The following is a 13,940-nucleotide window of genomic DNA, read 5'->3' as shown; positions in this document are numbered from 1 at the left end:
TCCGATGCCTGGGGCTCCGGGTCAGTAGACGAGCGCCTGGACGCCGTCCGCCATGATCTCGCTGACGAACACCTGAGCCCCCGCGATGCGTACGCCGTCGAGCACATCCTTCTCCGTGATCTCCCGGCGTGCCGCGCACTGGGTGCACAGGGTGATCTGCCCGGCCGCCTGGATTGCCTCGATGAGATCCGGCAGCGGAGCGGCGTGCGGCAGCGCGAACTCCGCCGCCCGGCCGGGCAGCGCGAACCACGAAGCCTCGCCGGTCAGCCAGAGCGACACCGTCACCCCGCTGGCCGCGGCGACGGACGCCACGGTGAATGCCTGGGAGCAGCGCTCGGGCGCGTCGGCGCCTGCGGTCACCTTGATCACGAGCTTTTTCGCCATGACCGAACTGTAATCCGGGCCCGCCGTGCCTCCGCCGTGCCTCCACCGGTCCGGGGCACGCGCCGTACCTCACAGAGATCACCGGGCCCCCACCCATTAGGCTGGGGCCCGGACCCTGTCCGCAGGGTATTGCCCACCGCATCATCCGAGGAGCACCCCGTGCTTGAGGCATTCTTCGAAGCCCTGCTGGTCCTGGTCTGCATCGGCGTCGCCGCCTTTATGGGCCTGACCGTGAAGAAGCTGTACCAGGGCCAGCGCTGATCCCCGACGCCGTCCCCCCCCCCCGCACCTAACAGATCGCCAGAGCTGACCATGATCGAGATTCCGTCCGACCTGAACCCGGACCTCGTCCCCCTCGCCTTCCTCCTCGGCACCTGGGAGGGCGCGGGCGTGTCCGACTTCCCCGGCTCCGAGAAGTGCAACTTCGGCCAGTCCGTCACCTTCAGCCACGACGGCCGTGACTTCATCGAGTACGTCTCCCACAGCTGGGTGCTCGACGCCGAGGGCAACAAGGTCCGCCCTCTGGAGAGCGAGAGCGGCTACTGGCGGATCGACAAGGACCGCAAGGTCGAGGTCGTCATGGTCCGCGACCAGGGCATCGTGGAGATCTGGTACGGCGAGCTGGCCGACCAGAAGCCGCAGATCGACCTGGTGACCGACGCCGTCGCGCGCACCGCCGCCTCCGGCCCGTACAGCGGCGGCAAGCGGCTGTACGGCTATGTCAAGAGCGATCTGATGTGGGTGGGCGAGAAGTCCACCCCCGAGGTGCCGCTGCGGCCGTACATGTCGGCGCATCTGAAGAAGGTCGTCACCCCGGAGCAGGTCGCGGCCTGGGCCAAGGACCTCGGAGACCTCCCGGACGACGGAATCGCCTTCTTCAAGTAGGCGCTTCCCGGGGCCGCCGCAAGCAGGCCGCCGCAAGCAGGCCGTTTCAAGCAGGACGCCTCAAGTAGGCCGCTTCCCTCCCTGGGCGGTTTCCGCCGCCTGCCTACACTGGGAGCGTGGTGAGCACCGACTGGAAGAGCGATCTGCGGCAGCGAGGCTATCGGCTGACTCCGCAGCGCCAGCTTGTCCTGGAGGCCGTCGACACGCTGGGGCACGCGACGCCCGACGACATTCTCTGCGAGGTCCGCAGAACCGCGTCGGGTGTCAACGTCTCCACGGTCTACCGGACGCTGGAGCTGCTGGAGGAGCTGGGCCTGGTCTCCCATGCCCATCTCGGCCATGGCGCGCCCACCTACCATCTCGCCGACCGGCACCACCATCTCCATCTGGTCTGCCGGGACTGCGAAGGGGTCATCGAGGCGGATGTCGAGGTGGCCGACGACTTCACCGCCAAGCTCCGTGAGACCTTCGGATTCCACACGGACCTGAAGCACTTCGCGATCTTCGGCCGATGCGGCGGCTGCACGGCTGAGGCTTCAACTACCGAGTCGTAGGCTTTCCCCATGGCCACTGTGAAGAGCCCTCTGCTGTCCCAGCCCGGCGCCGTACCCGCCGAGGGAGCCGATGACGGCGTCGCCGCGCACTACGGCGACCTTTTCCGAGAACAGCGCGCCCTCGCCGAAGGCGCCGGCCTGGTCGATCTGTCGCATCGCGGCGTGATCGCCGTGACCGGCGACGACCGGCTCGGCTGGCTGCATCTGCTGCTCACCCAGCATGTGAGCGAACTCCCGGTCGGCGTGGCCACCGAAGCGCTGATCCTCTCCGCCCACGGTCATATCGAGCACGCGCTCTATCTCGTCGACGACGGGAGCACGGTCTGGGCGCATGTCGAGCCCGGCTCACAGGGCGAGATCATCGCCTATCTGGAGTCGATGAAGTTCTTCTACCGGGTCGAGGTCGCCGACCGCACCGGCGACTTCGCGGTGGTCCACCTCCCCGCGGGCTCCATCGCCGAGGTGCCGGACGGTGTGGTCGTACGGGAGACCGCCCACGGCCGTGATCTGTTTCTGCCCCGCGCCGACCTGGAGTCCTACGCCCTCGCGCAGGGGCCGCTGGCCGGGATCCTGGCGTACGAGGCACTGCGCGTCGAGTCCCACCGCCCCCGCGTCGGCTTCGAGACCGACCACCGCACCATCCCGCACGAGCTCGGCTGGATCGGCACCGCCGTCCACCTCCAGAAGGGCTGCTACCGAGGCCAGGAGACCGTCGCCCGGGTGCAGAACCTCGGCAAGCCGCCGCGCCGGCTGGTCTTTCTGCATCTCGACGGCAGCGAGGTGCATCTGCCGGTGCCCGGCACCCCGATCCGGCTCGCCGCCGATGGCGAGGACGGCCGCAAGCTGGGCTTCGTCACCACCTCGGCACGCCATCACGAGCTGGGGCCGATCGCCCTGGCGCTGGTGAAGCGGAACGTTCCGGTGGACGCGGAGCTGATGGCCGGGAACACGGCGGCGGCGCAGGAGACGGTCGTCGAGCCGTGAGCTCCCCGGGGCCCGCCCCGCGTACCGGATCCCCGACATCCGGAAGCCTGCGTTCTGTACGGATCGGGCCGGGCCGGCCCGATCCGTACAGAACGCCTAGATGTCCAGCAGCACCGTGAACGGGCCCTGGTTCGTCAGCGAGACCCGCATGTCCGCGCCGAAGCTGCCCGTCTCCACCCGTGCGCCCAGCGCCCGCAGCTGGGCGCACACCTCATCGACCAGCGGCTCCGCCACCGGCCCGGGGGCCGCCGCGTTCCACGTCGGGCGGCGGCCTTTCCGGGCGTCCCCGTAGAGAGTGAACTGCGAAATCACCAGCAAGGGCGCATGCACATCCGAGCAGGACTTCTCGCCCTCCAGAATCCTCAGCGACCAGAGCTTTCGGGCCAGCTGCGCCGCCTTCTGAGGGGTGTCCTCATGGGTGACCCCCACCAGCACACACAGTCCCTCGCCGATGATCTCGCCGACCGTTCTCGTACCGGCTCCGTCTGTCACGGCGACGCTCGCGCCGTCGACTCTCTGCACCACTGCACGCATACAGACCAACCTATCTGGGGCTGAACGGGTGCAGAGCGCCTGCGTCGGACGGCGGGGGAGTGGCACGATGCACGGAGGCGGTGCGTCCCTGTGGCCCTCCGGGCCCCGGGATATCCCATGCACCGGTCGAGGGGACGGACATACGCTTATGAGCACATCTGGAACCAGGCGGCCGACGGGTCCCGTATCGACTCCGGCGCTCCCGCTGCCGACCGCACCAGCCGTTCCGGTCGCGCCGTCGGTCACCGTGACGGCGACCGCGACCGCCCATCCGCTGCCCGGCGCCGCACCCGGCGTCCCAGCGGCCGTCGCCCACCCTCCGCACTCCCCGCACCCGGTGGCCCCGGCGCACGCCCCGCGCCCCCCGCAGCCGCGCGCCACCGTGGACGCGCTCCCCGACCCCCCGCACCACGATCTGCCCACACTCCGCCTGCCCGAGCTGCGCACCCTGCGCCGGGACTCCCAGCGCGACGAAGCCGACCTCAGCTATGTGCGCCGGCTGCTCCACGGCCGGATCGACATCCTCCGGGCCGAGCTGGCCCGGCGTACCGAACCGCGGACCCCCGTCGTGGACCGGCTCACGGTCGAGCGGCTCTCCGTCGAGCGGCTCTCCGAGATCCTCGCCGACGCCCCCTCCCGGCACCGCGCCTCCGCCCGCCATGTGACGCTCTCCACCCCGCACGGCGAGGAGTACCGGCGGCTGGCCGCCGACATGCTCGCCGATGTGGAGCTCTCCGACCTCGACGCCCGTACGGACGACGAGCTGCACGCGGGCATGGGGCGGCTGATCCGCTATGAACAGCAGGTATCCCGCCGCCGCCAGCTGATCCAGCGCACGGCCGACGATTGCAGTGCGGAGATTGCGCGCAGGTACCGTGAAGGAGAAGCACAAGTAGACGACCTGCTGACCTGAAGCGACCCTTCCGGAAGCGGGTTCCCGCCCGCCCCGGAGGCCGACCATGACCCCTGCCGCAACCGCCATATCCCCGGTCCTCGCCGAGGTCGTACGCTCAGGCTTCGTCGAGGGCCGGCACCGCGGTTCCCTGGTCGTCCTGGCCGCCGACGGCAGTGTGGAGCTCTCCCTCGGCGATCCCGCCGCCCCCGTCTTCCCGCGCTCGGCCAATAAGCCCTTCCAGGCCGCCGCCGTCCTCCGCGCCGGTCTCGACCTGGCCGGAGAGCAGCTCGCCCTGGCCGCCGCCAGCCACTCCGGGGAGCGCTTCCACCGCGATCTCGTCCACACCATGCTCACCGAGCAGGGGATATCCGCCGATGAGCTCCAGACCCCGCCCGATCTGCCGCTCGACCCGGTCGAGGCGGAGCACTATCTCGCGGCCGGCGGCGTCCGGGACCGCGTCACCATGAACTGCTCCGGCAAGCACACGGCGATGCTGGCCGCCTGCGCGCTCAACGGCTGGGACCGCACCTCCTATCTCGACCCCGGTCACCCGCTCCAGCTGCTGACCCGGTCGGTGATCGAGGAGGCGGCGGGCGAGCGGGTCGCCGCGATGGGCACGGACGGCTGTGGCGCGCCCCTGGCGGCGATCAGCCTGACCGGGCTGGCGCGGGCCTTCCGCTCCCTGGTCCTCGCGGAGCCCGGCTCGGCCGGGGGGCGGGTCGCGGACGCGATGCGCGCGCACCCCGAGTATGTGGCGGGCACCCGCCGCGCGGACACCTGGCTGATGCGCGAGCTGCCGGGCACGCTCTCCAAGATGGGCGCGGAGGCCGTGCAGGCGGTGGCGCTCGCCGACGGCCGCGCGCTCGCCTTCAAGGTCGACGACGGTTCGCTCCGGGCGCTCGGCCCGGTGCTCGGCCGGGCGCTCGAACTGCTGGGCGTCGACTCCCCGGTGGTGGGGCGGATCGGGCGGGCCCCGCTGCTGGGCGGCGGCGCGGAGGTCGGGGAGATCCGTACGGCGTTCTGAGCTCAAGGCCGTTGAGCCCGTTCGCCCCGCCTGTCCGAAGCGGCCGTCCGAAGCGGCCGTCCGAAGCGGCCGTCCGAAGCGGCCGCTTCGAATTTAACTTTTACGTACAACCGTTCACCTGTTTAGTGTGTCTGGAATCGGTGAGTCGGCTGACTCACCGATATCCCGGGCACCCCGTTTGGCATGCGCCTGACGCCTCGGAGCCCCCTCAGAACTGGGAAGTACATGCGCACTCGTGCAACCGTCGCCGTGGCTACCGGCGCTCTGGCTCTCACCGCTCTGGCCGTCCCCGCCGCCCAGGCGGACGAGCAGCCCAGCGAGAAGGCCCTGCGCTCGGCACTCGCCGCGCCGTTCGCGGCTGCTCCCGCCGGCAACGGAACGTTCTCCAGCGTCTCGGTCAACGGCGGCAAGCCGGTGGTGCTCGGCGTCTCCGCCGTGAAGACGTTCAACCTCACCTTCAAGGCGTCCGACCGGGACAAGGTCTACGACGCCCTTCCGATGCTGTGGCGCGGCGGCTCCGCCGACAAGCCGGACTTCGCCTACCTGACGGAGTCCAAGGACGGCACGGCGGCCTGTGGCCAGGCCACGACCGTGACCTGCAAGGCCAAGTTCAAGATCAACCCCCAGCACCTGTTCCTGAACGACGCGGCGGGCACGCACAACGTCGCCCTCGCGTCCGTCGACTTCAACGGCTCGATCACCAGGAAGGACAAGGCCAAGACCTTCTTCCTCCAGCGTGCGTCCAAGCTCAGCGTCGACGCCGCCCCGGAGCCGGTCGAGAAGGGCGAGAGCCTGACCGTCAAGGGCACCCTGAGCCGCGCCAACTGGGAGACCCTGACCTACCAGGGCTACACCAACCAGCCGGTGAAGCTTCAGTTCCGTAAGAGCGGTTCGAAGACCTACACCACCGTCAAGACGGTCACCACCGACAGCAAGGGCAAGCTGTCGACCACGGTGAAGGCGACCTCGGACGGCGTCTACCGCTACAGCTTCGCCGGCACCACCACCACCCAGGCCATGAACGCGGTCGGCGACACCGTCGACGTGAAGTGAGCCCCACCGCCCAGCCCGAGGCCCCGGCCCCTTACGGACGCCGTTGAGCGCCTCGACCGGGTGAGCGCGGCGGAGTCCGCCTCCGCCGCGCCCACCCGCCGGCCCGTCCGGCCGGGGTCCGCACCAGGGCCCTGGCCGGACGGGCTTTCGCGTCAGCGCGCCGCGAGCTCGGCGAGCAGCTCGGCGGCGGGCTTCGGGTGGGCGAGCCAGCGCAGATGGCTCCCTTCGAGGGTCCGCACCTCGAAGGGGTTGTCGGGGGTGAGCGCGTCGGCTTCGCGGATCATGCGGTCCTGCATGGCGAGCGGAATGCTGGCGTCGGCGGCCAGGCGCACATAGGTCTTGGGAATCCGGCCCCAGGTCGCAGCCTGTGCCCGGTCGGCGGACGTGCCGGCGTCCAGGTTCTCATCGGGCTGGAAGGTGTTGAGGAACGTCCGGAACTCGTCATCGGTGAGGTCGGCGGAGATGGCCTGCTTGAAGGCGGCGAGCACCGCCGGGTCGGCGGTGCGGAAGTTGGTCCGGAGCAGACCGAGCTCGGCCGGGTTCCCGACGAACGCCGGAGCGATGGCGCCCGGGTCGGTGCCCGCCATCTCCGGCTCGGCGTAATAGTCCTGGACGTTCAGGTCGACCGGGCACCAGGCGGAGACATAGACGATCCGGTCGATCAGCTCAGGCCGGGCGTTGCCGGCCGCGGTGATCGTGATGCCGCCCCTGCTGTGGCCGACGAGGATGGTCGGCCCGTTCCGCTTCGCCCGTTCGAGGACTTCGATCACACGGGCGGCGTTGCCGGCGAGCGTGACTCCCTTGATGCTCCCCGGCTCCACGGCGAGCGCGTTCAGGTCCTGAGGGGCCTGGTAGGCCGCGGGGAAGGTCGCCTCGAACCCATGCCCCGGAAGGTCGACCGCGACCGAGCGGTGCCCGAGCAGGGCGAGCTCGGCCTGGAGCGGCGCGAACGAGAACGAGTTCGCGAACGCTCCGTGAACAAAGACGAATGTCGGTGGAGTCTGCATGTCTCAGCCTCCAACAGGACGATCTTCGGAGCAAGATCAAGCGGTTCAAGAGGGCTTCGGCGTCTCCGGCCGTGGTCGCTCGCGCATGGCCGGGACGGAGCCGTACACGCCTGCGGTGGCCGGGGCCGGGGCCGAGGCCGGGCCGTGGTCGACGGCCGGGCCGGTGCCTGGTGCCTGGTGCCTGCACGAGTCCGGAGAGCGCGGCGAGCACGGCGCGGTGCAGCGGTTCGGCGGTCCAGCGATCCAGCGGTTCGGCGGTCCAGCGATCCAGCGGTTCGGCGGTCCAGCGGTTCGGCGTTCAGCTCGTCGCGGAGGAGTCTCCCGTATTCCCCGTGGCGAGCACATCGGTGATCATGAAGCATGCACCCTGACGACTGGTACCTCACCGAAGACGTCGACGACTTTCTCGCCCGAGCCGGGGAGTTCCTGCGCTCGCGGCCCGGCCCGCACGTCATGCAGCTGACGTGGGCCGAGAGAGTGCGAAAGCGTGGGGCGGACGCGTTCGGCGCCGAAGCCCCCGTCTTCGGCGTGCTGGAGCGAGCGGGCGAGGTCCGCGCCACCTTCTACCGCCTCCCGCCCCGTGTTCTGGGCCTTTCCCCGCTCTCGCCCGAGCAGGCCGACTCCCTCGCCGCCCGCCTGGCCGCCCTCGGGCACTCCCTTGGCTCCGTCAGCGCGGACCACAGCACCGCCACCGCTTTCGCCGGGGCCTGGCAGCGGCACACCGGGGCGACGCCGAAAATCCGCGACACAAGGCTCCGTCTGTACCGCCTCGGCACACTCACCCCACCGGAGCCGATGCCGGCGGGCCGGGGCCGCGTCCTGGGCGAGCAGGATCTTGAGCAAGTCATGTTCTGGTGCGGAGAGTTCGCCAAGGCCGTCGGGGAAGTCGTCTCCATCGACGCCGACTCCTGGGCGAGCACGCGCTACGCCGACAAGCGCTACACGCTCTGGGAGACCCCGGACGGCGCTCCCGTCTCCATCGCGGGCATGAACCCGTTGATCGGCGGCCAGATCCAGGTGGATGTCGTCTACACCCCGGCCGACCTGCGCGGTCGCGGCTACGCGGCCGCCGCGACGGTGGAGGTGAGCCGGGCCGCGCTGGCCGCGGGCGCGAGGGATGTCGTGCTGTTCGCGGACGCGGCCAACCCCACCAGCAACGCCCTCTACCAGCGCCTCGGATATCGCACGCTCGCAGACTGGGGCACGTATGAATTCGCGTGTGCCGAACCGGAAGTCGGCCAGGAAGGCGACAGGCAGGCTGACCGCGTCATCGGGTGACCGCGCCCGCCGAGACCTGATCCGGCTGGTCATCCCTTCTGCATCCGCCGAAGCTGACTGGGGGCGGCAGGAGGGCCGCCCCGGTCTCCGGTCAGCTGGCGGCGAGGAGTTCGAGCGTATCGATCACGCGGTTCGAGAAGCCCCACTCGTTGTCGTACCAGGCGACCACCTTGACGTGGCGGCCGTCGACGCGGGTGAGAGCCGAGTCGAAGACCGCCGAGGCGGGATTGCCCGTGATGTCGGACGACACGAGCGGGTCATCCGAGTACTCGAGTACGCCGGCGAGCGGCCCCTGCGCCGCGGCGCGGTATGCCGCCAGCACGTCCTCGCGCGTCACGTCGCGGGCGACGGTCGTGTTGAGTTCGACGATCGATCCCACCGGAACCGGCACGCGGATCGAGTCGCCCGACAGCTTGCCGTCGAGGTTCGGCAGCACGAGGCCGATCGCCTTGGCGGCGCCTGTCGTGGTCGGCACGATGTTGACGGCGGCGGCGCGGGCGCGGCGGGCGTCGCGGTGCGGACCGTCCTGGAGGTTCTGCTCCTGCGTGTAGGCGTGCACCGTCGTCATGAAGCCGTGCTCGATGCCGGCGAGATCGTCGAGCACCTTGGCCAGCGGGGCAAGCGCGTTGGTCGTGCACGAGGCGTTCGAGACGATCGTGTGCACGGCGGGGTCGTACGCGTCGGTGTTGACCCCGAACGCGAGTGTGACATCGGCGCCGTCCGCCGGCGCGCTGACGAGTACCCTTTTCGCGCCCGCGTCGATGTGGGCGCGGGCGGCCGTGGCCGATGTGAAGCGGCCGGTCGCCTCAAGCACGATGTCGACGCCGAGCTCGGCCCACGGCAGCCGCACCGGTTCGCGCTCGGCGAGCACGGTGATGCGACGGCCGTCCACCACGAGGGCGTCCCCGTCGACAGTCACCGGGCGGCCGAGCCGGCCCGCCGTCGTGTCGTAGGCGAGCAGCCGCGCGAGGGTGGCGGGCTCCGTGAGGTCGTTGACGGCGACGACCTCCAGGCTGCTGTCGCGTTCGAGCAGTGCGCGCAGCACATTGCGTCCGATGCGGCCGAATCCGTTGATGGCGATGCGAGTCATGAGTGGTGTCCCTTGTTCGGTTCGCCATCAGGCTCTCGTGCGGCATCCGCCGGTGACAGCGGCGTGATCGCCACGGTCCGAAAGGATCACGCCACGTGGCAGTGGGCTACTCGCCCTGGGTGAAGGTGCGCCGGTACTCGCTCGGTGTGGTGCCGAGGATGCGCTGGAAGTGCAGCCGCAGATTCGCGCCGGTGCCGAGACCGGCGTCGGCGGCGATCTGCTCGATGCCCCGCTGCGAACGCTCCAGCAGCTCACGGGCCACGTCGATGCGAGCGCGCATGACCCACTGCATCGGCGTGTACCCGGTGTCCTCGACGAAGCGCCGCGAGAACGTACGCGGCGACACCGCCGCATGCCGGGCGAGCACGTCAAGGGTGAGGGGCTCGCCGAGCCGGTGCAGCGCCCACTCGCGGGTGGCGGCGAACCGCTCGCCGAGCGGCTCGGGCACGCTGTACGGCACATACTGCGCCTGACCGCCGCTGCGGTAGGGGGCCGCGACCAGGCGCCGGGCCGCGTGGTTCGACGCGGCCACCCCGAGATCGCCGCGCAGAATGTGCAGGCACAGGTCGATGCCCGAGGCGGCGCCGGCCGACGTCAGCACGCTGCCCTCGTCGACGAACAGAACGTTCTTGTCGACCTGGACGAGCGGACGCTTCGCCGCGAGTGCTCGCGTGTAGTGCCAGTGCGTCGTGGCGCGCTTGCCGTCGAGCAGGCCCGTGGCGGCGAGCGCGAAGGCGCCCGTCGAGATGGCGGCGAGCCGCGCGCCCCGGTCATGGGCGGCGATCAGCGCGTCGACGACGGCCTGCGGCGGGTCGTCGCGGTCCGGGAACCGGTAGCCGGGGACGAAGACGATGTCGGCCCACGCAAGTGCGTCGAGGTCGTGGGCGACGTGGTACGACAGGCCGTCGCCGCCGGTCACGGGACCGGTCGCCGCGCCGCACACCCGCACCTCGTACGGCATGCTCGCGCGGGTCGTGAACACCTGCGCGGGAATACCGACATCGAGAGGCTTCGCACCTTCGAGCACGAGGACGGCGACGTGATGCAGGGGTGAGGCTGGCACGGGGAAGAGGGTACGCAGGGGTGCGGGCGGGGTGCATCAGCCCGGTTCCCAGAGGTGTGCAGGTCCGCCGGAACCGTGTCGGCACGGGCGCGGACATCGCCCGGTTCCGGCATGCGTGACCAGGGTCCGACTGACGCGTCACGGCTCAGCGTGGCGTGTGACACTGTTGCAAGCACTTGCTTGCAATAGTTAGCGGGGCGGGGCACCATCGGGGCATGGCATCACTCAACGTCGGCAATCTCGGTGAGTACCTCCGCGAGCAGCGGCGCAACGCCCAGCTCTCGCTTCGGCAGCTCGCCGACGCCGCCGGGGTGTCCAATCCGTATCTGAGCCAGATCGAGCGCGGGCTGCGCAAGCCGAGCGCGGAGGTCCTTCAGCAGGTCGCCAAGGCGCTGCGGATCTCCGCCGAGACGCTGTACGTGCGGGCCGGGATCCTCGACGAGCGGGACCGGGACGAACTGGAGACGCGGGCGGTCATCATCGCCGACCCCTCCATAAACGAGCGGCAGAAGGCCGTGCTGCTCCAGATCTACGAGTCCTTCCGCAAGGAGAACGGATTCGAGAGCGCACCGGGGACGGACGACCCGAGCGCGCCCCAGCGACCGGACCAGGAGCCGGACGCGGACTCCGGCCCGGAGCCGGAATCGGACACCGCTGTTGACGGCCCCCGCACGGCCGGCGGCAGTGATGCCGGCCAACCCTCACCCTGAGATGCGTTCCAGGAGGACGACAGTCATGGCCATCACCGATGACCTCCGTAAGACGTTCACCGACCCGACCCCCCTCTACTTCGCCGCCGGCACGGCGGACCTCGCCGTCCAGCAGGCCCTGAAGGTGCCCGCGCTGCTCGAACAGCTCGCCGCGGAAGCGCCCGGACGGATCGAGGCCGTGCGCAACGCCGACCCCAAGGCCGTGCAGTCCAAGGTGACCAGCCAGGCCAAGGAGGCCCAGGCCACCGTGCAGGCCAAGGTCACCGAGGTGCTCGGCGGGTTCGACGCCGACTTCAAGAAGATCGGCGAGACCGCTCAGGACCTGGCCCTGCGCGGGGTGGGCGTCGCCGCCGAGTACGCCGTCAAGGCCCGGGAGACCTACGACAAGGTCGCCGAGCACGGTGAGCAGACCGTGCGTTCCTGGCGCGGCGAGGCGGCCGAGGAGATCACCGAGATCGCCGTCGCCGTCGAGCCCGAGCCGAAGAAGGCGGAGCAGGCCAGGCCCACGACGGTGAGGTCGGAGCCCGCCGCGCGGACCCGGCAGGCCCGGATCGCCGAGCCGAGGAGCGAGGCGGAGCCCGCGTCCACCGGAACCGGCGAGAAGCCCGCCGCCCGCAAGCCCGTCGCGCGCAAGACCACCGCCCGCAAGCCGGCCGCGAAGAAGGACACCCCGCCCGTCGAGTGAGGGCGCGGAGCGACAATGGACCGGGCAGCTTCCAGCGTGCCCGGTCCATTCTCCGGGTACCGTGGCGGCGAGGTGCTCCCATCACCCACTAGGCGTAGGCGGTGCTCACGATGTTGCGCGCGAATTTCGAATTCACCCTCTGGCTCGTACTGAACCTGTTCTTCCTGGTCTCTTCGGTGACCGCGCTGATCATGGCCGCGTTCGCGCGGGAGGACGCCTACCGCGCCGCCGACAAGCAGACGAAGGCTTTCTGGCTGGTCATCCTCGGTGTCACGGTCGCGGTGAACCTGTTCGTCTCCATGCTCTTCCTGTCCATCGCCGGACTGATCGCCACCATCGTCTTCTTCGTCGATGTACGGCCCGCGCTGGCGCAGGTGTCCGGCGGCGGCCGTGGCCGGCGCGGCGGATCCAGCAGCGACGGCCCCTACGGCCCGTACAACGGCGGCCGGTAACCGCCGACGCCGTCAGCCCCTGCTCAGCAGGAGCACCGCCACATCGTCGGTCAGCTCCCCGCCGTTGAGCTCGCGCACCCGGGTCACCGCCGACTCCAGCAGCGCCTCCCCCGCCAGGCCCGCCGTCAGCTGTTCATTGACCACGTCCAGCATTCCGCCGTCGCCCAGACGCTCCCGCGCATCCGGGCCCGAGCGCCCCTCGATCAGCCCGTCCGTGTAGAGCATCAGACTCCAGGCCGGGCCCAGCTCCACCTGCCGTCGCGGCCAGCGGGCCCGCGGCAGCAGCCCCAGGGCCGGCCCTCCGCCCTCGTAGGGAAGCAGCCGCGCGCTCCCCGGGCCGCTGGTGAGCAGCGGGGCCGGATGGCCCGCCAGCGACAGCCCCGCCCGCAGACCGTCCGGCGCGATGTCGACCGCGCACAGCGTCGCGAAGATCTCCTCGCTCTCCCGCTCATGCTCCAGCACCTGCTGAAGCGTCGAGAGCAGCTCGTCCCCGCTCAGCCCCGCGAGGGTCAGCGCCCGCCACGCTATCCGCAGCTCGACGCCGAGCGCGGCCTCGTCCGGGCCATGGCCGCAGACATCGCCGATCATGGCGTGGACCGTGCCGTCCGGGGTGCGGACCGTGTCATAGAAGTCGCCGCCGAGCAGCGCGCGGGAGCGGCCGGGCCGGTAGTGCGCGGCGAATCGCAGATCCGAGCCCTGGAGCAGGGGGGTGGGCAGCAGCCCGCGCTCCAGCCGGGCGTTCTCCTGGGCGCGCAGCCGGGACTCGGCCAGCTTCCGCTGGGCGGTGTCGGCGCGCTTGCGCTCCACCGCGTACCGGACGGTGCGGCTCAGCAGCCGCTCGTCCAGTTCATCGCGGAAGAGATGGTCCTGCGCGCCCATCCGCACCGCGTCGGCCGCGCGCTCCGCGTCGCCCGAGGAGGTCAGCGCCAGTACCGCGTGCCGGGGCGCGAGCCGCAGCACCTGTCTCAGCGGGGCCAGCTCGTCGCCGTCCGCGCCGCCGGGGAGCGCGAGATCGACCAGAACGCAGTGGACGTCGTCGGTGAGCAGCCGCTCGGCCTCGGTGAGATTGCGCGCGCTGCGGATGCGGACCCGGGAGCCGCCCGTGCCGCCGGGCAGCTCGGGGAGGGAGAAGGCGCCTGTGGGGTCGTCCTCGATCACCAGCAGGGTGAGGTCACCGCCGGCGGCGCTTCGTGTGGCGCTCTCCGCGACCGGCGCGCTGCGCTGTCGCGGTACGGGTGCGGGTACGGGCATGGGTCCGGGTTCCTTCCCTCCCCCCGGGTATGCGGCGGGGACGACGGTCTACACCCCCGCCAGTCGGGGACCCTAGCGGCAGCCTCCGCCC

16 protein-coding genes are annotated in these 13,940 nt (G+C 70.9%); 10 read left to right on the top strand and 6 right to left on the bottom strand.

What is annotated here, in order from left to right; genetic code table 11:
• Positions 1-21: 21 nt before the first annotated feature.
• On the bottom strand, positions 22-384 hold the full coding sequence (locus FF041_RS33115; RefSeq protein WP_153486552.1) for a DsrE family protein: 363 nt from the start codon (positions 382-384) through the stop codon (positions 22-24).
• A 312-nt stretch (positions 385-696) separates the two neighbouring features.
• Here FF041_RS33115 and FF041_RS33105 point away from each other — a divergent pair, with 312 nt between their 5' ends.
• The 3 genes from FF041_RS33105 (at position 697) to ygfZ (ending at position 2,807) form a co-directional block, all read left to right on the top strand.
• Entirely contained in the window at positions 697-1,269 is a 573-nt protein-coding gene (locus FF041_RS33105) for an FABP family protein (RefSeq protein WP_153526160.1), read from the top strand.
• Positions 1,270-1,385: 116 nt separating this feature from the next.
• A complete protein-coding gene (locus FF041_RS33100) occupies positions 1,386-1,823 on the top strand; it encodes a Fur family transcriptional regulator (protein ID WP_323393419.1) in 438 nt (145 codons plus the stop codon).
• Positions 1,824-1,832: 9 nt separating this feature from the next.
• A complete protein-coding gene (ygfZ, locus tag FF041_RS33095) occupies positions 1,833-2,807 on the top strand; it encodes a CAF17-like 4Fe-4S cluster assembly/insertion protein YgfZ (protein WP_153526159.1) in 975 nt (324 codons plus the stop codon).
• A gap of 96 nt (positions 2,808-2,903) precedes the next feature.
• Here ygfZ and dtd read toward each other — a convergent pair whose 3' ends face one another.
• Positions 2,904-3,341 (bottom strand): D-aminoacyl-tRNA deacylase, encoded by a 438-nt coding sequence (gene dtd, locus FF041_RS33090; RefSeq protein WP_153526158.1) that lies wholly within the window; start codon positions 3,339-3,341, stop codon positions 2,904-2,906.
• A gap of 148 nt (positions 3,342-3,489) precedes the next feature.
• Here dtd and FF041_RS33085 point away from each other — a divergent pair, with 148 nt between their 5' ends.
• The 3 genes from FF041_RS33085 to FF041_RS33075 all read left to right on the top strand — a co-directional run bounded on the left by FF041_RS33085 (position 3,490) and on the right by FF041_RS33075 (position 6,313).
• A complete protein-coding gene (locus FF041_RS33085; protein WP_194292276.1) occupies positions 3,490-4,254 on the top strand; it encodes an RsiG family protein in 765 nt (254 codons plus the stop codon).
• Positions 4,255-4,300: 46 nt separating this feature from the next.
• Positions 4,301-5,260 (top strand): asparaginase, encoded by a 960-nt coding sequence (locus FF041_RS33080; RefSeq protein WP_153526157.1) that lies wholly within the window; start codon positions 4,301-4,303, stop codon positions 5,258-5,260.
• Between the two features lie 225 nt (positions 5,261-5,485).
• The gene (locus tag FF041_RS33075) at positions 5,486-6,313 is read left to right on the top strand and encodes a calcium-binding protein (RefSeq protein WP_194292275.1); all 828 of its coding nucleotides are present in this window, start codon (positions 5,486-5,488) and stop codon (positions 6,311-6,313) included.
• 152 nt (positions 6,314-6,465) lie between these two features.
• On the opposite strand, the gene FF041_RS33070 is transcribed toward FF041_RS33075, so the two are convergent.
• Positions 6,466-7,320: an alpha/beta fold hydrolase gene (locus FF041_RS33070; RefSeq protein ID WP_153526155.1), complete on the bottom strand. Its 855-nt coding sequence runs from the start codon at positions 7,318-7,320 to the stop codon at positions 6,466-6,468.
• Between the two features lie 360 nt (positions 7,321-7,680).
• Between FF041_RS33070 and FF041_RS33065 the strand changes: the two genes are divergently transcribed.
• Complete coding sequence (locus tag FF041_RS33065) at positions 7,681-8,598, top strand: GNAT family N-acetyltransferase (protein WP_153526154.1); 918 nt, start codon at positions 7,681-7,683, stop codon at positions 8,596-8,598.
• 91 nt (positions 8,599-8,689) lie between these two features.
• On the opposite strand, the gene gap is transcribed toward FF041_RS33065, so the two are convergent.
• Positions 8,690-9,688: a type I glyceraldehyde-3-phosphate dehydrogenase gene (gene gap, locus FF041_RS33060; RefSeq protein WP_153526153.1), complete on the bottom strand. Its 999-nt coding sequence runs from the start codon at positions 9,686-9,688 to the stop codon at positions 8,690-8,692.
• 106 nt (positions 9,689-9,794) lie between these two features.
• Positions 9,795-10,751: a GlxA family transcriptional regulator gene (locus tag FF041_RS33055; protein ID WP_323372301.1), complete on the bottom strand. Its 957-nt coding sequence runs from the start codon at positions 10,749-10,751 to the stop codon at positions 9,795-9,797.
• Positions 10,752-10,966: 215 nt separating this feature from the next.
• Between FF041_RS33055 and FF041_RS33050 the strand changes: the two genes are divergently transcribed.
• The 3 genes from FF041_RS33050 (at position 10,967) to FF041_RS33040 (ending at position 12,598) form a co-directional block, all read left to right on the top strand.
• Positions 10,967-11,461, top strand: coding sequence for a helix-turn-helix domain-containing protein (locus tag FF041_RS33050; protein WP_153486537.1), 495 nt, complete (start codon positions 10,967-10,969; stop codon positions 11,459-11,461).
• A gap of 25 nt (positions 11,462-11,486) precedes the next feature.
• Positions 11,487-12,146: a hypothetical protein gene (locus tag FF041_RS33045; protein WP_153486536.1), complete on the top strand. Its 660-nt coding sequence runs from the start codon at positions 11,487-11,489 to the stop codon at positions 12,144-12,146.
• A gap of 110 nt (positions 12,147-12,256) precedes the next feature.
• On the top strand, positions 12,257-12,598 hold the full coding sequence (locus FF041_RS33040) for a DUF2516 family protein (RefSeq protein ID WP_153526152.1): 342 nt from the start codon (positions 12,257-12,259) through the stop codon (positions 12,596-12,598).
• Positions 12,599-12,610: 12 nt separating this feature from the next.
• On the opposite strand, the gene FF041_RS33035 is transcribed toward FF041_RS33040, so the two are convergent.
• The gene (locus tag FF041_RS33035; protein WP_153486534.1) at positions 12,611-13,849 is read right to left on the bottom strand and encodes a PP2C family protein-serine/threonine phosphatase; all 1,239 of its coding nucleotides are present in this window, start codon (positions 13,847-13,849) and stop codon (positions 12,611-12,613) included.
• Positions 13,850-13,940 lie beyond the last annotated feature (91 nt).

It is taken from the genome of Streptomyces jumonjinensis (genome assembly GCF_009600885.1).
GTDB lineage: Bacteria > Actinomycetota > Actinomycetes > Streptomycetales > Streptomycetaceae > Streptomyces > Streptomyces jumonjinensis.
This window is presented reverse-complemented; position numbering and strand designations above follow the sequence as displayed.

What these genes read in the sequence shown, in the direction of transcription:
- FF041_RS33070 (WP_153526155.1), bottom strand. Translation starts at nt 7,320, where the DNA reads ATGCAGACTCCACCGACATTCGTCTTTGTTCACGGAGCGTTCGCGAAC.
- dtd (WP_153526158.1), bottom strand. Translation starts at nt 3,341, where the DNA reads ATGCGTGCAGTGGTGCAGAGAGTCGACGGCGCGAGCGTCGCCGTGACA.
- FF041_RS33075 (WP_194292275.1), top strand. Translation starts at nt 5,486, where the DNA reads ATGCGCACTCGTGCAACCGTCGCCGTGGCTACCGGCGCTCTGGCTCTC.
- ygfZ (WP_153526159.1), top strand. Translation starts at nt 1,833, where the DNA reads ATGGCCACTGTGAAGAGCCCTCTGCTGTCCCAGCCCGGCGCCGTACCC.
- FF041_RS33085 (WP_194292276.1), top strand. Translation starts at nt 3,490, where the DNA reads ATGAGCACATCTGGAACCAGGCGGCCGACGGGTCCCGTATCGACTCCG.
- FF041_RS33065 (WP_153526154.1), top strand. Translation starts at nt 7,681, where the DNA reads ATGCACCCTGACGACTGGTACCTCACCGAAGACGTCGACGACTTTCTC.
- FF041_RS33035 (WP_153486534.1), bottom strand. Translation starts at nt 13,849, where the DNA reads ATGCCCGTACCCGCACCCGTACCGCGACAGCGCAGCGCGCCGGTCGCG.
- FF041_RS33040 (WP_153526152.1), top strand. Translation starts at nt 12,257, where the DNA reads ATGTTGCGCGCGAATTTCGAATTCACCCTCTGGCTCGTACTGAACCTG.
- FF041_RS33045 (WP_153486536.1), top strand. Translation starts at nt 11,487, where the DNA reads ATGGCCATCACCGATGACCTCCGTAAGACGTTCACCGACCCGACCCCC.
- FF041_RS33105 (WP_153526160.1), top strand. Translation starts at nt 697, where the DNA reads ATGATCGAGATTCCGTCCGACCTGAACCCGGACCTCGTCCCCCTCGCC.
- gap (WP_153526153.1), bottom strand. Translation starts at nt 9,688, where the DNA reads ATGACTCGCATCGCCATCAACGGATTCGGCCGCATCGGACGCAATGTG.
- FF041_RS33115 (WP_153486552.1), bottom strand. Translation starts at nt 384, where the DNA reads ATGGCGAAAAAGCTCGTGATCAAGGTGACCGCAGGCGCCGACGCGCCC.
- FF041_RS33050 (WP_153486537.1), top strand. Translation starts at nt 10,967, where the DNA reads ATGGCATCACTCAACGTCGGCAATCTCGGTGAGTACCTCCGCGAGCAG.
- FF041_RS33080 (WP_153526157.1), top strand. Translation starts at nt 4,301, where the DNA reads ATGACCCCTGCCGCAACCGCCATATCCCCGGTCCTCGCCGAGGTCGTA.